Genomic DNA, 22,446 nt, shown 5'->3' with positions numbered 1-22,446 from the left:
CGGACGGCGCTGTCTAGATTCAGGGGTATGCCGCGCGCCAGCTTGGAGAAGGATCCGCACGATGTCGCCGCGATGTTCGACGGCGTCGCGTCCGGGTACGACCGGGCCAACTCCTTCATGACCTTCGGGTTCGACCGCCGCTGGCGGACCACCACCGCGCGGGTGCTCGACGCCCGGGCCGGGGAGCGGGTGCTCGACCTGGCGGCCGGGACCGGGGTCTCCACCGTCGAGTACGCCCGTGGCGGTGCCTGGTGCCTGGCCGCGGACTTCTCCGTCGGCATGCTCAAGGCCGGCCTGCACCGGCAGGTGCCGATGGTCGCCGCGGACGCGCTGAACCTGCCCTTCGCCGACGACAGCTTCGACGCCGTCACGATCTCCCTCGCGCTGCGCAACTTCGTGGACACCAAGGCGGCGCTGACCGAGATCCTGCGGGTGACCAAGCCGGGCGGACGGTTGGTGATCTGCGAGGTGTCCACGCCCACGTTCGCGCCCATCCGGTTCGTCTACCGGCGGTTCATCCTCAAGGCGCTGACCTGGGTCGGCAGCCGCTCCTCGACCAATCCGGAGGCCTACTCCTACCTGGCCGAATCGATGCTCGCCTGGCCCGACCAGCGGACGCTGGGCGAGACCATCGCGAGCGCGGGCTGGACCGAGGTCGAGTGGCTGAACCTCACATTCGGCGTCGTCGCCATCCACCGCGCGCGGAAGCCTCTTTAGACTCGGGGGCATGACGACCTCGCGCCGCAGCCCGGACCACGACGCCGAAGTGATCGTGGTCGGCGCCGGACCGGCCGGTTCCACCGTGGCCACGTACCTCGCCCGCTCGGGTGTCGACGTGCTCCTGCTGGAGAAGACCGCGTTCCCGCGCGAGAAGGTGTGCGGCGACGGGCTCACCCCGCGTGGCGTCAAGCAGCTGATCGACCTGGGCCTCGACACCAGCGAGGAGGCCGGCTGGGTGCACAGCCGCGGACTGCGCATCCTCACCGGCGATCTCACGCTGGAGCTCGACTGGCCGGACCTGACCAGCTATCCGCCCTACGGCGTCGCGCGCACCCGCCAGGACTTCGACGATCTGCTGGCGAAGACCGCGGTGAAGGCGGGCGCCCGGCTGTACGAGCGCACCACGGTGACCGGCGCGATCACGAACGCCGCCGGCCGGGTGGTCGGGGTGGAGGCGAAGGTCGGCCCGGAGAAGACGCCGGTGAGCTACCGCGCGCCGCTCGTGCTGGCCTGCGACGGCGTGTCCGCGCGGCTCGCGCTGAGCGTCGGCATCGAGAAGAACGAGAAGCGCCCGATGGGTGTCGCGGTCCGGCGCTACTACAAGAGCCCGCGGCACGACGACCCGTTCATCGAGGGCCACCTGGAGCTGTGGGACCGCTCGGACCCGCGGAATCCGAAGCTGCTGCCCGGCTACGGCTGGGCGTTCCCGCTCGGCGACGGCACGGTCAACGTCGGTCTCGGCATGCTGTCCACGTCCGCCTCGTTCCGCAACACCGACTACCGCGCGCTGCTGCGGCAGTGGCTCGATGGCACACCCGAGGAATGGGGCTACCGCGAGGAAAACGCGGTCGGCAAGGTCGGCGGCGCCGGGCTGCCGATGGGCTTCAACCGCACCCCGCACTACCGCGACGGCCTGCTGCTGCTCGGCGACGCGGGTGGCATGGTGAGCCCGTTCAACGGCGAGGGCATCTCGGCCGCGATGGAGTCCGCGCAGGTCGCCGCGGAGGTCGTCGTGCAGGCGCTGGCCCGTCCGGAAGGACCGTCGCGGGAACGCGCACTGGCCGGCTACCCGCGTGCCGTGGCCGACCTGATGGGTGGCTACTACCGGCTCGGCAACGTGTTCGCGAAGCTGATCGGCAAACCCGCCGTCATGCACGCCGCGACCAAGTACGGGCTGCGGATCAACAAGATCCTTCCGTTGGTGTACAAGGGACTTTCCGGTTGCTACGACGCACGCGGCGGCGATGGCGTCGACCGCCTGATCGCCGCCCTCTCGCGCGCCACCCCCAGCCCGCGCTGACCCTCGCGAGTGGCGGTCCCGGTTGGTACCGGTCTCGCCGTTCACGCGTGGAACTACCCGGCTGGAGCAATGGTTGCCTGGCCGGTCAGGTGGGATGCGTCACAAGGTCGCGTCCGGCGGACCGTCCGGCGCGGTTCCTCAAGAACCCTTTACCGCAGGTCTGCCCACTGTGTCCGCAGGTGCACCGGGTTGGCCGTCCGGTCAAGTTAGGTAAGCCTTATACCACGGCCCCTAGGGACAACCGTGTGACTCGCGTCCTACACTCCCCCCATGCTTTGTGAATCGCTTCACAACCGCGACGAGTGGCTTGTGAACTATTTCACAAGCTCCTTACGGACCGGCCACGGGCCGTAAGGGTGCCCTGACCCTCGGCGGTGTGACCCAGCTCCCTTAGGGTTCCGCCGGGGACTCGGACCACCACCCGAGAAGCAACCCGCAGCGGCGCGGAAAGGATGGCGAAAGATCCCGTGCTGATGGTGTCCGTGCTGGCGCAGGCCGACTCCGGGACGGCGGCGCCCGGCCTGAAGGTGTACCTGCCGCTCGTTCTGCTGTTCGTGCTCGCGGCCGCGTTCGCCGTGTTTTCGGTGTCGCTGGGCCCGCTCGTCGGCCCGAGCCGCTACAACAAGGCGAAGACGTCGGCCTACGAATGCGGCATCGAACCCTCGCCGCAGCCGCTCGTCGGCGGCGGCCGGATGCCGGTGGCGTACTACATCACCGCGATGCTGTTCATCCTGTTCGACATCGAGATGGTGTTCCTCTACCCGTTCGCGGTGAACGCCGGCGCGCTCGGCGTGTTCGGCCTGGTGGAGATCCTGCTGTTCATCGTTACGGTCGGCTTCGCCTACGCCTACGTGTGGCGGCGCGGCGGCCTGGATTGGAACTGAGCCCATGGGTCTGGAAGAGAAACTCCCCAACGGCATCCTGCTGGCCAGTCTCGAGGGCCTGGTCAACTGGGCACGCAAGAACTCGATGTGGCCCGCCACCTTCGGTCTCGCCTGCTGTGCGATCGAGATGATGACCGCGGGCGGATCCCGTTACGACATCGCCCGCTTCGGCATGGAGCGGTTCAGCGCCACGCCGCGGCAGGCCGACCTGATGATCGTGGCCGGCCGGGTGACCCAGAAGATGGCGCCGGTGCTGCGGCAGATCTACGACCAGATGGCCGAGCCCAAGTGGGTGCTGGCGATGGGCGTGTGCGCCTCCTCCGGCGGCATGTTCAACAACTACGCCGTGGTGCAGGGGGTCGACCACGTGGTGCCGGTCGACATGTACCTCCCCGGCTGCCCGCCGCGCCCGGAGATGCTGCTCGACGCGATCCTCAAGCTGCACGCCAAGGTCCAGGACGAGCCGATCAACGCCCGCCGCGCCGCCCTGCGCGCGGCCAGCGGCGCGCGCACCGAGCTGGTCCCGTCCTCGATCAAGTACGCGAAGAAGTGAGTCCGGTGCCCGAAAACCCTGAAGAGAAGCCCGAAACCGGCGGGGAGCAGTCCAGCGCGCAGCGGCCGGACGCCGGCCTGGAACCGCACGGCACGCGACCGGCCGAACCCGCCGAACCGGTCGTCGCCGGCCGCGCCCGCGCGGGCATGTTCGGCGTCAGCGGCAGTGGCGACACCTCCGGCTACGGCGGCCTGCGGCTGCCCGCGTTCACCCCGCCGCCCGCGGAACGCCCGTACGGCGGCTGGTTCGACGAGTTTGCCGACGAGCTCTACGCGGCCATGGCGGACAACAACATCCCGGCGTCGGCGATCCTGCAGACCACCGTGCACCGCGACGAGATCACCTTCTACGTCGAGCGCGAGCATTTGGTCGGCATCGCCGGTGTGCTGCGTGACGACGCGGGCCTGCGGTTCGAACTGCTCAGCTCGGTGTCCGGAGTGGACTACGGCGTGGACGTCCCGCAGCGGCTGCACTCGGTCTACCACTTCACGTCGATGACCTACCGGCGGCGGATCCGGCTCGAGGTCACCCTGGACATCGAGGACCCACACGTGCCCTCGCTGGTCGAGCTGTACCCGACCGCGGACTGGCAGGAGCGCGAGGCCTACGACATGTTCGGCATCGTCTACGACGGCCACCCGGCGCTGACCCGGATCCTCATGCCGGATGACTGGGACGGGCACCCGCAGCGCAAGGACTACCCGCTCGGCGGGATCCCGGTCGAATACAAGGGCGCGGAAATCCCGCCGCCGGACCAGCGGAGGTCGTACTCGTGAGCATCGAGACGTCCGGCCGGGCGCGGAAATCCCGGCTCTGTCCACAGCAGCGGAGGTCGCACTCGTGACTACCAGCGAAAACCTCTCCGACGTCACGACCGGCACCGACACCTCGTCCACCGGTGCCGACAGCGTCGACTACGCCGATTCGCGCGAGACCACCGAAGGCCGCGTCTACTCGGTGTCCGGCGGTGACTGGGACGACATCGTCTCCGACGCCGGGCACGACGAGCGCATGGTCATCAACATGGGCCCGCAGCACCCGTCCACGCACGGCGTGCTCCGGCTCGTGCTGGAGATGGAGGGCGAGACCGTCACGCAGCTGCGGTCGGTCATCGGCTACCTGCACACCGGTATCGAGAAGAACTGCGAGTACCGGACGTGGACCCAGGGCGTCACCTTCGTGACGCGGATGGACTACCTCGCGCCGCTGTCCACCGAAATGGCCTACTGCCTCGGGGTGGAGAAGCTACTCGGGATCCAGGCGCCGCCGCGCGCGGAGCTGCTGCGGGTGCTGCTGCTGGAGATCAACCGAATCGGCTCGCACCTGGTCTACATCGCCACCGGCGGGATGGAGCTCGGCGCCACCACGGCGATGACGCTCGGGTTCCGCGAGCGCGAGGTGGTGCTGCACCTGCTGGAGGAGCTGACCGGGCTGCGGATGAACCACGCGTTCATCCGCCCTGGCGGGCTCGCGCAGGACATGCCCGCGGACTTCGAGGAGAAGGTCACCGAGTTCATCAAGGTGATGGACCAGCGGCTTCCGTTGTACGACAAGCTCTTCACCGGTCAGCCGATCTGGCGCAACCGGCTCAAGGGCGTGGGCGTGCTGCCGCTGGACGCCTGCCTCGCGCTCGGCATCACCGGACCGATCCTGCGCTCCGCGGGCCTGCCGTGGGACCTGCGCAAGACCGAGCCGTACTCGCGCTACGACGAGTTCGAGTTCGACATCCCCACCTCCACCGACGCGGACTGCTGGTCGCGGTACCTGATCCGGGTCGAGGAGATGCACCAGAGCCTGCGGATCATCAAGCAGGTGCTGGCCAAGCTCGAACCGGGCCCGGTGATGGTCGAGGACAAGAAGGTCGCCTGGCCCGCGCAGCTGTCCATCGGCAGCGACGGCATGGGCAACTCGCTCGAGCACGTGAAGAAGATCATGGGCCAGTCGATGGAATCGCTGATCCACCACTTCAAGCTCGTCACCGAGGGCTTCCACGTGCCGCCGGGCCAGGTGTACACGCCGGTCGAATCGCCCCGCGGCGAGATCGGCGCGCACCTGGTGTCCGACGGCGGCACCCGGCCGCTGCGGGTGCACATGCGGGAGCCCAGTTTCGTGAACCTGCAGTCGATGCCCGCGATGTCCGAGGGCGGGCTGGTGGCCGACGTGATCGCCGCGGTCGCCTCGATCGACCCGGTGATGGGGGGAGTGGACCGATGACGAACCCGACCGCAGTCCCGGAACCGGGACCACGGGACGCGGAGACCACGTACGCGGCCGCGGGCGGCGACACCGACGTCGTCGGCATCGCCCCGGAACCCGCTGTCGCGGAAGGGATCCTCGCCGACGCTCCGGCGGCGGACATCTTCGGCGCGGACACCGAGCGGCAGGCGAAGGAGATCATCGCCCGCTACCCGGTGTCGCGTTCCGCGCTGCTGCCGATGCTGCACCTGGTGCAGTCGGTGCAGGGCTACGTGAGCCAGGAGGGCATCGGGTTCTGCGCCCGGCAGCTCGACCTGACCGACGCCGAGGTCAGCGCGGTCGCCACCTTCTACACCATGTACAAGCGCCGCCCGTGCGGTGAGCACCTGGTGAGCGTGTGCACCAACACGCTGTGCGCGGCGCTGGGTGGCGACGACATCTACCGCACGCTCCAGACCCACCTCGGCTCCGCGGACAAGCCGCTGGGCCACGAGGAGACCGCGGGTACGCCGGGGGAGCCCGGCTCGATCACGCTGGAGCACGCGGAGTGCCTGGCCGCCTGCGACCTCGGACCGGTGCTCCAGGTCAACTACGAGTACTACGACAACCAGACCACGGACCAGGCGGTCGCACTGGTCGACGCGCTGCGGGCGGGCACGAAACCGGCGCCGACCCGGGGTGCGCCGCTGAGCGACTTCAAGGGTGCCGAACTGCAGCTGGCCGGGTTCTTCCCGGAGGACGAGGCGACCTACCGCGGGGACGTCGACGGGCCGTCGCAGGCCGTCGAGACGCTGCGGGGCGCGCAGCTCGCCACCGACCGCGGCTGGACCGCGCCGGGTGCGCAGGACGTACCGCTGCCAGAAGTGGAGAAGAAGTAATGCCTGATCCCATTACTCCGGTCCTCACGAAGCGCTGGCTGTCGCCGGAATCCTGGCGGATCGAGACCTACGAGCAGCTCGAGGGCTACACCGCCGCGCGCAAGGCACTGGCGGCCACGCCGGAGCAGCTCGTGGCTGTGGTCAAGGACTCCGGTCTCCGCGGTCGCGGCGGCGCGGGCTTCCCGGCGGGCGTGAAGTGGTCGTTCATGCCGCCCAACGAGGACAAGCCGCATTATCTGGTGATCAACGCCGACGAGGGCGAACCGGGTACCTGCAAGGACATCCCGCTGATGATGGCCGACCCGCACTCGCTCATCGAAGGCTGCATCATCGCCTCGTACGCGATGCGTTCGCACCACTGCTTCATCTACGTGCGCGGCGAGGCACTGCACTGCATCCGGCGGCTCAACGCGGCCACGCGGGAGGCGTACCGCAAGGGCTACCTCGGCAAGAACATCTTCGGCACCGGCTACGACCTCGAGCTGACTGTGCACGCCGGCGCCGGCGCGTACATCTGCGGTGAGGAAACCGCGCTGCTCGACTCGCTCGAAGGCCGCCGTGGCCAGCCGCGGCTCAAGCCGCCGTTCCCCGCCGCCGCCGGCCTGTACGCCGCGCCGACCACGGTGAACAACGTCGAGACCATCGCGAGCGCGCCGTACATCGTCAACGCCGGTTCGGCCTGGTTCCGCGAGATGGGCCGGGAGAAGTCGCCCGGTCCGAAGATCTACTCGATCTCCGGACACGTGGAAAAGCCTGGCCAGTACGAGTGCCCGCTCGGCACCACGCTGCGTGAGCTGCTGGAGCTGGCCGGCGGGATGAAGGACGGCATTCCGCTCAAGTTCTGGACGCCGGGTGGTTCGTCCACGCCGATGTTCACCGCCGAGCACCTGGACACGCCGCTCGACTTCGAGGGCGCGGCCGAGGCCGGTTCGATGCTCGGCACCACCGCGGTGCAGGTCTTCAACGAGACCGTGTCCGTGCCGTGGGCGGTGATGAAGTGGACGCAGTTCTACGAGCACGAGTCCTGCGGCAAGTGCACGCCGTGTCGGGAGGGCACGTACTGGCTCACCCAAATCCTGGAGCGGATGGTCGAGGGCCACGGCACCGCCGAGGACATCGACACCCTGCTGGACGTCTGCGACAACATCCTCGGCCGCTCGTTCTGCGCGCTCGGGGACGGTGCGGTTTCGCCGATCACCAGCGGCATCAAGTACTTCCGGGACGAGTTCCTGGCGCTCTGCCGGCAACAGCAGGGTTCCGCAACCGCGCACGAACTGGTGGGAGCGCAGGCATGACGATCGCGCCCGACAAGCCCACGACCGAGGAGACCCCGGTCCCCGAGGGCCACGTGAAGCTGACCATCGACGGGGAAGAGGTCATCGCGCCCAAGGGCGAGCTGCTGATCCGCACCGCCGAGCGGCTCGGCACGGTCATCCCGCGGTTCTGCGACCATCCGCTGCTCGACCCGGCAGGCGCCTGCCGCCAGTGCCTGGTCGAGGTCGAGATGGGCGGCCGTCCGATGCCGAAGCCGCAGGCCTCGTGCACCATGACGGTCGCGGACGGCATGGTGGTCAAGACGCAGCTGACTTCGCCGGTGGCGGACAAGGCGCAGCAGGGCGTGATGGAGCTGCTGCTGATCAACCACCCGCTGGACTGCCCGATCTGCGACAAGGGCGGCGAATGCCCGCTGCAGAACCAGGCACTCGCGCACGGCCGCACGGATTCGCGCTTCGTCGACACCAAGCGCACCTTCCCGAAGCCGCTGCCGATCTCCACCCAGGTGCTGCTGGACCGGGAACGGTGCGTGCTGTGCCAGCGCTGCACCCGGTTCTCCGCACAGATCGCCGGGGACCCGTTCATCGAGCTGCTGGAGCGCGGCGCGCACCAGCAGATCGGCACCGCGGAGACCGCGGACGTCCTCGACCTGGCCTCGCGCACGACGTCCGGTCAGCCGTTCCAGTCCTACTTCTCCGGCAACGTGATCCAGATCTGCCCGGTCGGCGCGCTGACCAGCGCGGCCTACCGGTTCCGGTCGCGGCCGTTCGACCTGGTGTCCTCGCCGAGCGTGTGCGAGCACTGCTCGTCCGGCTGCGCCGAGCGCACCGACTTCCGGCGGGGCAAGGTGCAGCGCAAGCTGGCCGGTGACGACCCGGAGGTGAACGAGGAGTGGCTGTGCGACAAGGGCCGCTTCGGGTTCCGCTACCTGCAGGCCGGTGACCGGATCCGCCGTCCGCTGGTCCGCAACGAGGCCGGTGAGCTGGAAGAGGCGTCCTGGACCGACGCGCTCCGCGTCGCCTCGGCCGGTCTGCTGAAGGCCCGCGAGGGCAACGGCGCCGGCGTGCTCACCGGGGGCCGGCTGACCGTCGAGGACGCCTACGCGTACTCGAAGTTCGCTCGGGTCGCCTTGCGCACCAACGACATCGACTTCCGCGCCCGGGCACACTCGGACGAGGAGCTTGCGGTGCTCACCTCGCTGGGGGTGGCCTCGGCCGAGGTGAACGGCGTGACGTTCGCCGACCTCGAGAAGGCCCGCACGGTGCTGTGCGTGGCCTTCGAGCCGGAGGACGAAGCGCCGATCGTGTTCCTGCGGCTGCGCAAGGCGGCCCGCAAGAACAGCACCCGCGTCGTCCACTTGGGACAGTGGACGACGTCGTCGGTGCGCAAGACCTTCGGCGAGCTGCTGGCCTGCGTGCCGGGTGGCGAGGCCGCCGCGGTCGAAGGCATCGCGCAGCACGCGCCGGACCTCGAAGAGGCACTCGGCGGCGAAGGCGCGGTGGTGCTGGTCGGTGAACGCGCCGCGGAAATCCCCGGCCTGTTCTCCGCACTGCGTGCGCTGGCCGACCGCACCGGCGTGCGGCTCGCCTGGATCCCGCGGCGTGCGGGCGACCGGGGCGCGCTGGCCACCGGATGCGTGCCGACCCTGCTTCCGGGCGGTCGCCCGGTGACCGACGACGCCGCGCGCGCCGAGGTCGAAAAGCACTGGGGCGCTTCGATTCCGGCCGAGCCGGGGCGCGACACCACGGGCATCCTGCAGGCGGCCTCCGGCGGTCAGCTCGACGCGCTCGTCGTCGGCGGTGTGGACCCGAACGACCTGCCGGATCCGGACCTCGCCCGGCGCGCGCTGGACAACGCCGGGTTCGTGGTCAGCCTGGAACTGCGGGCGAGCGAGGTGACCGAGCGGGCCGACGTGGTCCTGCCGGTCGCGCCGTCCGCGGAGAAGGCGGGCAGCTACCTCAACTGGGAGGGCAGGCGCCGCGAGTTCGCGATCACGCTCGAGGGCACCGGATCCCTGCCGGACGGCCGGGTCCTGGACACCCTCGCCGTCGAGATGGACGCCGACCTGTTCACCCAGACCCCGGCCGCCGCCGCGGGCGACTTCGCGAAGCTCGGCCAGGCGGTCCCGAACCGGGGGCACGTCGCCACGCCGGCGCAGTCCGCGCCGGTGCCCGGTGCGGGGCAGGCGGTGCTCGCGACCTGGCGGCAGCTGATCGACAACGGATCGCTGCAGGACGACGAACCACACCTCAAGGGCACGCAGCGAACCCCGGTGGCCCGGCTCTCGGCCACGACTGCCGAAGGGCTCGGCGGCACCGTCCGGGTGTCGAACGAGCGCGGTTCGATCACGCTGCCGATCGAGGTCGCCGACCTGCCGGACGGCGTCGTGTGGCTGCCCGGCAACTCCGACGGCTCCGCCGTTCGTCCCGCGCTCGCCGCGGGCCACGGCGCGCTGGTGCAGATCTCCGGAGGTGACCAGTGAGCCCGCAGCTCACCCAGTTGCTCGCCCAGGTCCCGGACGCCGCGGAACGCGCCCGGATCCTGGCCGACGACCCCTGGTGGCTCTACCTGATCAAGGCCATCGTGATCCTGCTGATCGGGCCGATCCTGACGATCTTCCTGATCGTCTGGGAACGCAAGGCGGTCGGCCGGATGCAGAACCGGCCCGGTCCCAACCGGGTCGGCCCCGGCGGGTACCTGCAGTCGCTGGCCGACGCGCTGAAGCTCCCGTTCAAGGAGCAGATCATCCCGGACACCGCCGACCGCAAGGTGTACTTCCTCGCGCCGGTGCTGTCCGCGGTCCCCGCGCTGATCGCGCTGGCGGCCATCCCGTTCGGCCCGGTGGTCTCGATCTTCGGTGAGCAGACCACGCTGCAGCTGGTGGACCTGCCGGTCGGCGTGCTGGTGGTCCTGGCCTGCTCGTCGATCGGCGTGTACGGCATCGTGCTCGCCGGCTGGTCGTCCGGATCGCCGTACCCGCTGCTCGGCGCGCTGCGCTCGGCCGCGCAGGTGATCTCCTACGAGATCGCGATGGGCCTGTCGATCGTCGCGGTGATCCTCTACGCCGGATCGCTGCAGACCTCGGAGATCGTGCAGGCGCAGTCGCACGGCTGGTACTTCTACATGCTCATCCCGAGCTTCGTGATCTACCTGATCTCGATGGTGGGCGAGACCAACCGCGCGCCGTTCGACCTCGCGGAGGCCGAATCGGAGCTGGTCGGCGGGTTCCACACCGAGTACAGCTCGATGAAGTTCGCGATGTTCTTCCTCGCCGAGTACGTCAACATGGTGATCGTCTCGGCGTTCTGCACCACGTTGTTCCTCGGCGGCTGGCGGTTCCCGTTCGTCGGCGACGATTCGGCGCTGAACCAGAACTGGTGGCCGGTCCTCTGGTTCTTCGCCAAGACCTTCGTGCTGCTGTTCTGCTTCATCTGGCTGCGCGGCACGCTGCCGCGGATGCGCTACGACCAGTTCATGCGGCTGGGCTGGAAGGTCCTGGTCCCGGTGAACCTGGTCTGGATCATCGTCGTGGTGGCGATCAGGACCATCCAGTGGAGCTGGCCGCAGATCCTCATCGGTGTCGGAGTGGTGCTGGTGGTGCTCGTGCTGCTGAGCCTCGCGCTGCCGGACAAGAAGCTGCCGGAGTCGGAGTACGTGGATCTCACCGGCGGCGGGCATCCGCTGCCGCCGCTGGACCTGCGGGTCCCGGAAAGCACTCCGCGCCAGAAGGCGCTGGCCAAGGCGGAGGCGAGGGCCGCCCGGCGCAAGCCGGCCGGGGTCACCTCCGGAGCCGCACAGGAAGGGGCAGAAGATGGCGGCAACTGACTTCCTCAATCCCATCAAGGGATTCGGCGTCACCTTCGGGATGATGTTCAAGAAGGTCGCCACCGAGGAGTACCCGGAGGCCGGTGCCCCGGCCGCCCCGCGCTACCACGGGCGCCACCAGCTCAACCGGCATCCGGACGGGCTGGAGAAGTGCGTCGGCTGCGAACTGTGCGCGTGGGCCTGCCCGGCGGACGCGATCTTCGTGGAGGGCGGCGACAACACCGAGGAGGCGCGGTACTCCCCTGGTGAACGCTACGGCGCGGACTACCAGATCAACTACCTGCGCTGCATCGGCTGCGGGCTGTGCATCGAGGCGTGCCCGACGCGATCCCTCACGATGATCAACTTCTACGAGCTCGCCGACGACGACCGTCAGCGGCTCATCTACACCAAGGAAGACCTGCTCGCCCCGCTGCTGCCCGGGATGGAGCAGCCGCCGCACCCGATGCGGCTCGGCGAGAACGAACAGGACTACTACGTCAACGGGCCGGAACTGGCCCGCGGGGCGCAGGAGGCGAAGCAATGATCGCCGCAGTTCTCGCACAGGCGACGGGGGCGGTCGACCAGTCGGTTCCGGTAGGCGAGGCCATCGCGTTCTGGATCCTCGGCCCGGTCTGCCTGCTCGGCGCGCTGGGGATGATCTTCTCCCGCAACGCCGTGCACTCGGCGCTGTGGCTGGTGCTCACCATGCTGAGCCTGGGCGCGCTGTACATGACCCAGTCCGCGCCGTTCCTCGGGTTCACCCAGATCATCGTCTACACCGGCGCGATCATGATGCTGTTCCTGTTCGTGCTGATGCTGGTCGGGCGGGAGAGTTCCGATTCGGTGGTCGAGGTGCTGCGCGGGCAGCGGCTGGCCGCCACGGTCCTCGGCGTCGGGCTGGCCGCGCTGATCGCGGCCGGGGTGTTCCGCTCGCTGGTGAACGTGACGCCGGCGCAGCCGCTGGACCCGTACTCCACGGCAGGCGGCGCGGCCGGCGGGCTCGGCCGGATCATCTTCACCGAGTACCTGTTCCCGTTCGAGCTGACCTCCGCGCTGCTGATCACCGCCGCGCTCGGTGCCATGGTGCTCGCGTTCACCGATCGCAACGCCAAGAACGGCAAGCTCAGCCAGCGCGAGCTGGTCAAGATGCGCTTCCGCGGTGAGCACGACCGTCCGTCGCCGCTGCCGGGGCCGGGGGTGTTCGCCACCGCGAACTCGGTGGCCGTCCCGGCACTGCTGCCGGACGGTTCGGTGGCGCCGGAGTCGCTGTCGGAGATCATCGAATCGACTTCGGCGATCCAGCTGATGCGCGACCGCAAGCTCATCGCGGACGAGGGACCGAAGCCGGACGCGCACGCGCTGGTCGGCGCGGAGCAGCCCGAAACGGGCGAAGAAGAAGGGGAAGGAAAGTGACCCCGAGCTACTACCTGCTGCTTTCGGCGTTGCTGTTCGCGATCGGAGCCGTCGGCGTGCTCGTGCGCCGCAACGCGATCGTCGTGTTCATGTGCATCGAGCTGATGCTCAACGCGGTGAACCTCAGCCTGGTCACCTTCGCCCGGATCAACGGCGGGCTGGACGGCCAGGTGATGGCGTTCTTCGTGATGGTGGTCGCCGCCGCCGAGGTCGTGGTGGGCCTGGCGATCATCATGGCGATCTTCCGCACCCGCCGTTCGGCCTCGGTCGACGACACGAACCTGCTGAAGTACTAGGGGAGAGACCGAGTGACCGCATCATCGTGGCTGCTGGTGGCCCTGCCCGCCCTCGGCGCCCTGATTCTCCTGCTTTCCGGGAAACGGGCACGGGCGTGGGGGCATCTGCTCGGCACCGCCACCGTCGTACTGGCCTTCGTGTACGCCGTGATCCTGTTCTTCGCCACGGGCAGCAAATCCACAGTGGACACCAAGGTGTTCTCCTGGATCCCGGTCGACCAGTTGCAGGTGGACTTCGGGCTGCGGATCGACGCGCTGTCGTTGACGTTCGTGCTGCTGATCACCGGCGTCGGCATGCTGATCCACTTCTACTCGATCGGCTACCTGGCCGACGACGAGGGCAGGCACCGGTTCTTCGCCTACCTGAACCTCTTCGTCGCCTCGATGCTGATTCTGGTGCTGGGCAACAGCTTCGTGACGCTGTACCTCGGCTGGGAGGGGGTGGGCCTCGCGTCCTACCTGCTCATCGGCTGGTACCAGCACCGCCCGGCCGCGGCGACCGCGGCGAAGAAGGCGTTCCTGATGAACCGCGTCGGGGACGTCGGGCTGGCGCTGGCGATCTTCCTGATGTTCAAGTACACCGGCTCGACCGGCTACGCGCAGGTCTTCGACGGTGTCGCAAGCGGGCAGATCCCCTCCGGCGCGATCACCGCGATCGCGATCCTGCTGCTGCTCGGAGCCTGCGGTAAGTCGGGCCAGTTCCCGCTGCAGGCCTGGCTGCCGGACGCGATGGAGGGCCCGACCCCGGTGTCCGCGCTGATCCACGCGGCGACGATGGTCACCGCGGGCGTCTACCTGGTCGCCCGCTCGAACGTGATCTTCAGCGCCACACCGGACGGCAGGCTCGTGGTCACCCTGGTCGGCGCGATCACGCTGCTGCTCGGATGCATCGTCGGCTGCGCCTACGACGACATCAAGAAGGTGCTCGCGTACTCCACGGTCAGCCAGATCGGCTACATGATGCTGGCGGTCGGGCTCGGGCCGGGCATCTACGCGCTCGGCATCATGCACCTGGTCGCGCACGGCTTCTTCAAGGCCGGGCTGTTCCTCGGCGCCGGTTCGGTCATGCACGGCATGAACGACGAGGTCGACATGCGCAAGTTCGGCGGGCTGGCGAAGAAGATGCCGATCACCTTCGTCACCTTCGGCCTCGGCTATCTGGCGATCATCGGCTTCCCGTTCCTCACCGGGTACTACACCAAGGACGCGATCATCGAGGCCGCGTTCGGCCAGGAAGGCTGGCGTGGCTGGGTGTTCGGGCTCGCCACGGTGATCGGCGCCGGGCTCACGGCGTTCTACATGACCCGGCTGATGATGATGACCTTCTTCGGCAAGTCGCGGTGGAAGGAGATCAAGTCCGCCGACGGCCGCGACTTCCACCCGCACGAGTCCACGCCGGTGATGTGGATCCCGATGGTGATCCTGGCGGTCGGCTCGGTCGGTGCGGGCGCGTTCTTCGCGCTGGGCAACCGGTTCGTCGACTGGCTGTCCCCGGTGCTCGGCGAGTTCGAGGAGGCCGAGCACACCCCGATTCCGTCGTGGACGGTGCCGGCGGCCACCCTGGTGCTCGCGGCGATCGGCGTGCTGCTGGCGGTGTGGCTGTTCCGGCCGTCGCGCGACGTCCCGGTCGAGAAGCCCGAGCGGGTGTCCTGGCCGGTCCGCGCGGCCCGGCGGGACCTCTACGGCAACGCGCTCAACGAGACGCTGGTCGCCCGTCCGGGCACCTGGCTGTCGCGGGCGCTGGTCTACGTGGACAACCGCGGGGTGGACGGGGCGGTCAACGGCCTCGCCGCGGCCCTCGGCGGTGGATCCGGGCGGCTGCGCCGGCTGCAGACCGGGTTCGTGCGGTCCTACGCGTTGTCCATGCTCGGTGGCACGTTCCTGCTTCTGGCGGCCCTTCTGCTGGTGAGGTTCTCCTGACATGACTTGGCTTCTGGCGCTCATCCTGCTGCCCCTGGTGGGCTCGCTGGCGCTGGCGTTCCTCAAGGGGAACGACCGGGCGGCGGTCGCGACCGCGCTCGTCGTGTCCATTGTGGAGTTCCTGCTGATCATTCCGTTCTGGGCGAGCTACTCGCCCTCGGGCGAACGCATCCAGCAGGCCACCACGATGGACTGGATCCCGACGTTCGGCATCCACATCTCGTTCGGCACCGACGGCATCTCGCTGATCATGATCGCGGTGATCGCGCTGCTCGTGCCGATCGTGGTGGGGGCGCTCGGGCTCACCGACAAGCTCCCGGCCGGCCGCAGTGCCGGCGGGTTCCTGTCGCTGATCCTGCTGCAGGAGGCGATCACGATCGGCGTCTTCGCGGCGACCGACGTGTTCCTCTTCTACGTGCTGTTCGAGATCATGCTGATCCCGATGTACTTCCTGATCGGCGGCTACGGCGGCGCGAACCGGCAGTACGCGGCGGTGAAGTTCTTCCTGTACTCGTTCCTCGGCGGCCTGATCATGCTGGCCTCGGCGATCGGGGCGTACTCGCTGGCCTCGGACAAGCTCGGCAAGGGCACCTTCGACTGGGCCACCCTGGTCACCGTGGTGCGGGACGCGCCGACCGGCACCCAGGTCTGGCTCTTCCTCGGGTTCTTCCTCGCCTTCGCGATCAAGGCCCCGCTGGTGCCGTTCCACACCTGGCTGCCCGACGCGGCCGGCCAGGCGCCGATCGGCGTCGCGGTGCTGCTGGTCGGCGTGCTGGACAAGGTCGGCACGTTCGGCTTCCTGCGCTACTGCCTGCCGATGTTCCCGGAGGCGAGCAAGACACTGGCGCCGCTGGTGCTGGTGCTCTCGGTGATCGGCGTGATCTACGGGTCGATCCTCGCGGCCGGGCAGACCGACATGAAGCGGTTCCTCGCCTACGTCTCGATCGCCCACTTCGGCTTCATCGCGCTGGGCATCTTCACCTTCAACGAGCAGGCCATGGTCGGCTCGGTGTCCTACATGCTCAACCACAGCCTTTCCACCGGCATGCTGATCGTGGTGGTCGGCCTGATCGTGATGCGCGGTGGTTCGACCCGCATCTCGGACTACGGCGGGATGGCGAAGGTGACCCCGCTGCTGGGCGGGATGCTGCTGATCGCCGGGCTGTCGGCGCTGTCGCTGCCCGGTACGAACTCGTTCATCAGCGAGTTCCTGGTGCTGCTGGGGTCCTTTGTGGACCACCCGGTGTACACGATCATCGCGACCGTGGGCATGGTGCTCGCCGCGGCCTACGTGCTGTGGCTCTACCAGCGGGTCATGCAGGGCCCGGTACGGGGCGACGCGCTGATCGGCGCCGGCGGCGGCCCCGGCACCGCGATGGCACCGGAACTGGGTGCCAAGAAGGCCATCAAGGACCTCGGCGGACGCGAGATCGCCATTCTCGCGCCGATGGTCATCCTGATCATCGGCTTGGGTGTGTATCCCAAGCCGATGCTCGACACGATCACCCCGTCGGTGCAGGCGACACTGTCTGCCGTGCAGGGAGGCAAGTAAACCGTGCTCGACATGTTCCTCGCGCAGGCGCCCACCGCGGCGGTGCAGGCGCCCGCGGTCGATTACGCGGCCGTGCTGCCGATGCTGATCGTCTTCGGCATCGCATGTGTGGGTGTCCTGGTGGAAGCGTTCGCGCCCAAGGCGACGCGGTGGGGGATCCAGGTCGCGATCTCGGTCATCGCGATCGTGGCCGCCGGGGTTTCGCTGATCACCTACGCCAGCGGCTCGGCACCGCAGGCGGGCACCACCACGTTCTCCGGGGCGATCTCGGTGGACGGGCCGTCGTTGTTCCTGTGGGGCACGCTGCTGCTGCTGGCCCTCGGCGCGTTGTTCCTCATCGCGGACCGCAAGGTCGAGCCGGGCGGTGCGTTCGTGGCGCAGGCGGCGATCAGTCCCGGCACCGCGCGGGACCGCGCGCAGGCCGGTGCCACCACGGCGTCGCAGACCGAGGTCTTCCCGCTGACGTTGTTCGCGCTCGGCGGCATGATGGCCTTCTGCGCGGCCAACGACCTGCTCACCATGTTCATCGCCCTCGAGGTGCTGAGCCTGCCGCTGTACCTGATGTGCGGTCTCGCGCGGCGGCGCCGGCTCATCTCGCAGGAGTCGGCGGTGAAGTACTTCCTGCTGGGCGCGTTCTCCTCGGCGTTCTTCCTCTACGGGCTGGCGCTGCTCTACGGCTACGCGAACTCGGTCAAGCTCGCCGACATCGCGCACGCCGCGGCCGGTTCGGACCGGTCGGACACGCTGTTGTTCGCCGGGCTCGGACTGCTCGTGGTGGGCTTGCTGTTCAAGGGTTCGGTGGGGCCGTTCCACACCTGGACCCCGGACGTCTACCAGGGTGCGCCGACGCCGGTCACCGGCTTCATGGCGGCTTGCACGAAGGTGGCCGCGTTCGGCGGGATCCTGCGGGTGCTCTCGGTCGCGTTCTCCTCGACCAGCTGGGAATGGCGCGGGGTGCTGTGGGCGGTGGCGATCATCTCGATGGTGATCGGCGCGATCCTCGGCCTCACCCAGACCGACGTGAAGCGGATGATCGCCTACTCCTCGATCGCGCACGCGGGCTTCCTGCTCGTCGGTGCCATCGCGATGACCGAGGACGGCCTGTCCAGCACGCTGTTCTACCTGCTGGCCTACGGGTTCACCACGCTCGCCGCGTTCGGCGTGATCAGCCTGGTCCGCGATTCCACCGGGGAGGCCACCCACCTGTCCGCGTGGGCCGGGCTGGCGAAACGGTCGCCGGTGCTGGCGGGGGTGTTCACGTTCCTGTTGCTGGCACTGGCCGGGATCCCGTTGACGAGCGGGTTCGTGGGCAAGTTCGTGGTGTTTTCCGCCGCGCTGTCGGACGGGATGGCCCCGCTGGTGGTGGTCGCGCTGGTGTTCAGCGCGGTGGCCGCGTTCTTCTACCTGCGGGTGATCGTGCTGATGTACTTCTCCGAACCGGCCGCGGACGGCCCGACGGTCACCGTGCCGGGTGGCTTCACCACCGCGGCCATCACGCTCGGCGTGGTGGTGACCCTGGTGCTCGGCATCGTGCCCGCGTTCGCGCTGAACTGGGCAGCCTCCGGCGGATTCGCCTCGTAATTCCTCTTGCCGTCGGGTTCGTGAAGGCCCGCGTCCGGGAACTGGCTTCCCTGACGCGGGCCTTCACCGCTTTCACGGGGTCGGCGCGCAGGCCGTGTGGCCCACCGAAACCGAGCCGGTGGCGCCGGAGCCAGGGGCGAAGTCGATGCGCAGCATGGTCAGGTCGATGCCGCCGTCGCCGGGGAGCGCCTGCACGTTGAAGTTCGCGGTGGCGAGCAGCGTGCCGTCGGCCTTGGTGAGCGGCTTCGCGTAGTTCACCGGCATCGGCGAGGGCAGGTCGGTGATGCCGGACAGCCCGTTGAACGTCCAGTTCGCGCTCGTCTGGCCCTGCACGCCCTTGCAGGTGACGGTGTAGGAGCCGAGCTTGATCCGCCGTCCGCCCGCACTGACGAGCGCGGCGAGTTCGAAGTTCTTCCCGGTGGCGGTCGACGTGGTCGCGGTGACGTCGTCGGCCGGATCGGTGACCTCGGTGGTGCAGGAGGAGGTGCCACCACCGAAGGTGATCCCCGCCTGCGAGACGGCCCCGGACGACCCGCTTTCCGGCCCCTCGACGGCACACGGCGCGACCGGCGGGACGGAGACGGTGGCAGCCCCCTTGGTGAAGCCGGCCTCGCCGACGTCAGCCACGCCGGCCGGGCTGGCCACGGTCCCGGCGGGCTGGCCGGCCGCGTGGGCTGTGCCGGTGGATTGGCTGGGTCCGTCAGCCGTTTCGATCGCCTCGGCCGAGCCCGTCCCCGCGAGCACTCCGCTCGCCATCAGCAGCGCACCCACCAGGCCGGCTCGGGTGATCGTCGTCTTCGGCATTTCGCCTGTCCTCCTTGTTGCGGCTCGACTCCCTCCCGTGACTATCCGCAAGCCCGATTCGCCCGTTGCGCCGGCCGGCGGCGACCACTCGTCCGAGACCGCGGATCAACCCGTTCGTGGCCGCGCGGGCGGATGTCGCGTTCGTCACCGTTTCCGCTGGACAGCGGGTAAACAGAGCGCGCAGGGTAACCACTACCCTGAAGGGCGTAAACCCGAGCGGCGCACGAACGAGCCACAAAGAGAGCGGAGCCGACGTGTCTGTGTCTTCACCACCTCCGGGGCCGGCCCGGGATGGCGCTGTCGAGGACCTGCGCGCGACCGTCGGCCTGCCGATCGAGGACGAGCAGCTGCTCCGGTCCATCGCGGGTGACCTCGCCGAGGTCGAGGTGCTGCTGCGTGACGTCGTGAAGAGCGACGTGCCGGCCGTGCACGACGCGGCGTTGCACCTGGTCGAAGCGGGGGGCAAACGTTTTCGTCCGCTCTTCACGCTGCTGTCCGCGCAGTTCGGGCCCAAGCAGGGTGAGCAGGTCCGCATCGCGGCCGCCGCGGTCGAGCTGGTGCACCTGGCGACGCTGTACCACGACGACGTGATGGACGAGGCGACCATGCGCCGCGGCGCGGAGAGCGTGAACGCGCGCTGGGACAACACCGTCGCGATCCTCACCGGCGACTTCCTCTTCGCGCACGCCTCCCGGCTCGTCGCCGACCTCGGCACGGACGCCGCGCGGATCATCGCCGAGACGTTCGGCGAGCTGGTGACCGGGCAGATGCGGGAGACCGTCGGCCCCGGCGCGGGCGACGACCCGGTCGAGCACTACCTCACCGTGATCGGGCAGAAGACCGGTTCGCTGATCGCCACCGCCGGCCGGTTCGGCGGCATGATGTCCGGCGCGGACGAGGAGCACGTGCAGGCGCTGCGCCGATTCGGTGACATCGTCGGCACCGCGTTCCAGATCTCGGACGACATCATCGACATCGCCTCGCCCTCGGTCGAACTGGGCAAGGCGCAGGGCACCGACCTGCGGGAAGGCGTTCGCACGCTGCCGATGCTGTACGCGCTGGCCGATCCGGGCACCGATCCGCGGCTGAGTGACCTGCTGTCCGGCCCGATCACCGAAGACGCCCTCGTCGAGGAGGCGCTCGGGCTGCTGCGCCGTTCGAGCGGCCTCGAACGCGCGCGCGTCACTCTTTCCGACTACGCTTCCCGAGCACGTGGAGAGCTCGCCGCGCTGCCCGCTTCCCCCGCGCGTGACGCTTGCGAGTCGGTCGCCGACTACATGGTCGCGCGTACGTTCTAAAGGGGCGGAAAATGTCCATTTTCGGGCAGGTGTGGCTCTGGAGCCTGCTGGCCTTCGTCGTCGGTGCGCTCATTTCCTGGCTGGTGCTGGCCCGGCCGATGCGCAGACGGGTCCAGGAGCTGGAGGAGCGGCTCGCGACGGCGCACGCCGACGCCGCCCGCACCCCGGCGAACGCCGGTGCCTCCCGAACCGCGCTGCTGTCCCCGGTCGGTGACGAGACGTCGGCTTGGACCCGTGAGGAGCCCCGCGGGGAGCAGGCTCAGCCCGCCGGCCGCGGCTTCGATCCTGAGTCGGAGTACGAGGCCGAGTACCGCACGGCCCCGGAACAGGTTGTTGCCGAACCCGCCACTCCTGGATCCGCTTTCGAATCGACTGCCTTCGACGATGCGGACGAGGCTTTCGCCCGCCCGGAGCACGGTTACCCGGACGCCGAGCGCACGACGGTGACGCCCAGCCTCGCCGCCCTCGACGGACCCACCGGCGACCCCGGGCACGGTGATCCGGGCTTTTCGGGCAACGGCCGGAGCACCGTAGGCGATCCGCACGTCGAGGAGTCCACTGTGGACTCCAACTATGGTGACGGGCGGACCACTGTGTACTCGGGCCTGGATGGAGCCGAGGAGTCCGGAGTGGACGCTGGGCTTCCCGGTTTCCCGGGTGTCGATCAGTCCGCTTCGGAGATTGGTGTTTCCGGTTCGGAGCCGGGTGTTCCGGCATCGGCCGATTCCGGGCACAGCGCAGTTTCCGGGCGGTTCGCGGAGGAGGAGGCGGGGGCCGAGTCCACTTCGGAGTCGTTCGCCCAGCGCGCCGGGCACGATCCCGATTACCGGGCCGCGGCCACCGACTACCTGAATCCGGCGGAGTCCGGCAGCGGGTACCACCGCGTGGCCGATACGCCATCGGCGGACGAGTACGGCAGCGGGTACCACCGTGCGCCGGAGCCGTCTGCTTTGGAGCGTCGGCTGGAACCGTCGCCGGTCGGTTTCGACGGCGGACCGTCCGCTCCGGACGAGCCGGTCTCGTTGTTCGAGCCCACCCCGCACCAGGAACCGGAAGCGGAGCCGGATTGGTTCCGCCGCCCGGACCTTCCGGAACGCTCCCCGTTCGAGGAGCCCGCGGACGGCCACCTCGCCGAACCCGCGGAGACCGACCACCTGAACCCCGCCGGCAGCGGTCATGAACAGGGCTTCGTCCCGCCGGATGCCGCTGAGGTTCGCGAGCAGGGCTTCGCATCGACGGATGCTGGCGGCGGTCGTGAGCAGGGCTTCGTGCCGACCGAGGCCGGTGGCGAGTCCGCGTCGGGGCTTGTCGGCGAGTCCGCCTCGGACTCTGCCGATCGCGGTGGCGAGTCCGCTTTCGAGTCGGCCGGGAACAGCCCCGGACAGGCCGGCTCGGAGTCCATTGTGGACTCCGCCGACGGTACTCAGCTCCTGCCCAAGCGTCAGCCGCGGGACGCGCCGCGTGGCGGGTTCGACCCGCCGCGGCCGATCCAGCCGTCGATGCGTCCGATCGAGCGGCGGGGACCGGAGCTGTCCGGTACGCAGAGCGGGTCTTTGTTCGAACCGTCCGTGCAGCCCAACCAGTCCGCACCGGAGCCGCCGCCCGCGCGGGGCAGCGGTGAGGAAGCGGTGCCTCCGGGACCGTTCGGGCCCGGATCGGCGATGCCCCGGCCCGGCGGTGGCCGCCCGGCCGAGGGGTACACGGTGAAGGCCAGCGTGACCGCATTGCGGTACTGCACCGAGGAATCACCGCAGTTCCCGCGGATGGTCGCGGAGGTCTGGTTCCGCAGCGCCGCGGACGCCGAGCGCGTCGGGTTCCGCCCACTGCACTGACCGTCCACCAGCGCCGGTCAGCCGTCTGCGAACGACAACCGGCGGCCCGCGACGACGACCGGCAGCCGTCTGCGAACGACGACCGGCGGGGCCCGCAACGACGACGGTCAGCCATCTCCCCGCGACGACACCGACGG

At 69.3% G+C, this 22,446-nt stretch carries 19 protein-coding genes; 18 read left to right on the top strand and 1 reads right to left on the bottom strand.

The genetic code is table 11. From position 1 onward, the window contains the following. Window positions 1-27: 27 nt before the first annotated feature. From BJY18_RS19980 to nuoN, 16 genes are all read left to right on the top strand, one after another. Window positions 28-717, top strand: coding sequence for a demethylmenaquinone methyltransferase (locus BJY18_RS19980; RefSeq protein WP_184781408.1), 690 nt, complete (start codon window positions 28-30; stop codon window positions 715-717). Window positions 718-727: 10 nt separating this feature from the next. Then, window positions 728-2,020: a geranylgeranyl reductase family protein gene (locus tag BJY18_RS19975; RefSeq protein ID WP_184781407.1), complete on the top strand. Its 1,293-nt coding sequence runs from the start codon at window positions 728-730 to the stop codon at window positions 2,018-2,020. A 473-nt stretch (window positions 2,021-2,493) separates the two neighbouring features. Next, on the top strand, window positions 2,494-2,904 hold the full coding sequence (locus BJY18_RS19970; RefSeq protein WP_184784729.1) for an NADH-quinone oxidoreductase subunit A: 411 nt from the start codon (window positions 2,494-2,496) through the stop codon (window positions 2,902-2,904). A 4-nt stretch (window positions 2,905-2,908) separates the two neighbouring features. Next, window positions 2,909-3,457, top strand: a complete 549-nt coding sequence (locus BJY18_RS19965; RefSeq protein WP_184781406.1) for a NuoB/complex I 20 kDa subunit family protein — start codon at window positions 2,909-2,911, stop codon at window positions 3,455-3,457. Window positions 3,458-3,462: 5 nt separating this feature from the next. Then, window positions 3,463-4,233, top strand: coding sequence for an NADH-quinone oxidoreductase subunit C (locus BJY18_RS19960; RefSeq protein WP_184781405.1), 771 nt, complete (start codon window positions 3,463-3,465; stop codon window positions 4,231-4,233). Between the two features lie 64 nt (window positions 4,234-4,297). Continuing rightward, window positions 4,298-5,671 carry an NADH-quinone oxidoreductase subunit D gene (locus BJY18_RS19955; RefSeq protein ID WP_184781404.1) on the top strand — a complete coding sequence of 458 codons (1,374 nt, stop codon included), beginning with the start codon at window positions 4,298-4,300 and terminating at the stop codon, window positions 5,669-5,671. After that, window positions 5,668-6,531 (top strand): NADH-quinone oxidoreductase subunit NuoE, encoded by an 864-nt coding sequence (gene nuoE, locus BJY18_RS19950; protein ID WP_184781403.1) that lies wholly within the window; start codon window positions 5,668-5,670, stop codon window positions 6,529-6,531. Before BJY18_RS19955 ends, nuoE begins: the two co-directional genes overlap by 4 nt. Beyond that, on the top strand, window positions 6,531-7,826 hold the full coding sequence (gene nuoF / locus BJY18_RS19945; RefSeq protein WP_184781402.1) for an NADH-quinone oxidoreductase subunit NuoF: 1,296 nt from the start codon (window positions 6,531-6,533) through the stop codon (window positions 7,824-7,826). Before nuoE ends, nuoF begins: the two co-directional genes overlap by 1 nt. Further along, entirely contained in the window at window positions 7,823-10,288 is a 2,466-nt protein-coding gene (locus BJY18_RS19940; protein ID WP_184781401.1) for an NADH-quinone oxidoreductase subunit G, read from the top strand. Before nuoF ends, BJY18_RS19940 begins: the two co-directional genes overlap by 4 nt. Continuing rightward, window positions 10,285-11,631: an NADH-quinone oxidoreductase subunit NuoH gene (gene nuoH, locus BJY18_RS19935; protein ID WP_184781400.1), complete on the top strand. Its 1,347-nt coding sequence runs from the start codon at window positions 10,285-10,287 to the stop codon at window positions 11,629-11,631. The genes BJY18_RS19940 and nuoH overlap by 4 nt, the downstream gene beginning before the upstream one ends. Next, on the top strand, window positions 11,618-12,157 hold the full coding sequence (gene nuoI, locus BJY18_RS19930) for an NADH-quinone oxidoreductase subunit NuoI (protein WP_184781399.1): 540 nt from the start codon (window positions 11,618-11,620) through the stop codon (window positions 12,155-12,157). Before nuoH ends, nuoI begins: the two co-directional genes overlap by 14 nt. Continuing rightward, window positions 12,154-13,026: an NADH-quinone oxidoreductase subunit J gene (locus BJY18_RS19925; protein WP_184781398.1), complete on the top strand. Its 873-nt coding sequence runs from the start codon at window positions 12,154-12,156 to the stop codon at window positions 13,024-13,026. The genes nuoI and BJY18_RS19925 overlap by 4 nt, the downstream gene beginning before the upstream one ends. After that, window positions 13,023-13,322: an NADH-quinone oxidoreductase subunit NuoK gene (gene nuoK / locus BJY18_RS19920; RefSeq protein WP_184781397.1), complete on the top strand. Its 300-nt coding sequence runs from the start codon at window positions 13,023-13,025 to the stop codon at window positions 13,320-13,322. The genes BJY18_RS19925 and nuoK overlap by 4 nt, the downstream gene beginning before the upstream one ends. A 12-nt stretch (window positions 13,323-13,334) precedes the next feature. Continuing rightward, the gene (gene nuoL, locus BJY18_RS19915; protein WP_184781396.1) at window positions 13,335-15,242 is read left to right on the top strand and encodes an NADH-quinone oxidoreductase subunit L; all 1,908 of its coding nucleotides are present in this window, start codon (window positions 13,335-13,337) and stop codon (window positions 15,240-15,242) included. A 1-nt stretch (window position 15,243) separates the two neighbouring features. Beyond that, window positions 15,244-16,794 (top strand): NADH-quinone oxidoreductase subunit M, encoded by a 1,551-nt coding sequence (locus BJY18_RS19910; RefSeq protein WP_184781395.1) that lies wholly within the window; start codon window positions 15,244-15,246, stop codon window positions 16,792-16,794. A gap of 12 nt (window positions 16,795-16,806) precedes the next feature. Beyond that, a complete protein-coding gene (gene nuoN, locus BJY18_RS19905) occupies window positions 16,807-18,375 on the top strand; it encodes an NADH-quinone oxidoreductase subunit NuoN (RefSeq protein ID WP_184784728.1) in 1,569 nt (522 codons plus the stop codon). A gap of 72 nt (window positions 18,376-18,447) precedes the next feature. Here nuoN and BJY18_RS36375 read toward each other — a convergent pair whose 3' ends face one another. Further along, complete coding sequence (locus BJY18_RS36375) at window positions 18,448-19,179, bottom strand: hypothetical protein (protein ID WP_221457841.1); 732 nt, start codon at window positions 19,177-19,179, stop codon at window positions 18,448-18,450. A gap of 260 nt (window positions 19,180-19,439) precedes the next feature. Here BJY18_RS36375 and BJY18_RS19895 point away from each other — a divergent pair, with 260 nt between their 5' ends. Next, the gene (locus BJY18_RS19895; RefSeq protein WP_312874112.1) at window positions 19,440-20,477 is read left to right on the top strand and encodes a polyprenyl synthetase family protein; all 1,038 of its coding nucleotides are present in this window, start codon (window positions 19,440-19,442) and stop codon (window positions 20,475-20,477) included. Between the two features lie 11 nt (window positions 20,478-20,488). After that, window positions 20,489-22,309 (top strand): sunset domain-containing protein, encoded by a 1,821-nt coding sequence (locus BJY18_RS38070; protein ID WP_376774698.1) that lies wholly within the window; start codon window positions 20,489-20,491, stop codon window positions 22,307-22,309. The last annotated feature ends 137 nt before the right edge of the window (window positions 22,310-22,446 follow it).

The organism is Amycolatopsis jiangsuensis (genome assembly GCF_014204865.1).
In the GTDB taxonomy this organism is placed as follows: Bacteria; Actinomycetota; Actinomycetes; order Mycobacteriales; family Pseudonocardiaceae; genus Amycolatopsis; species Amycolatopsis jiangsuensis.
This window is presented reverse-complemented; position numbering and strand designations above follow the sequence as displayed.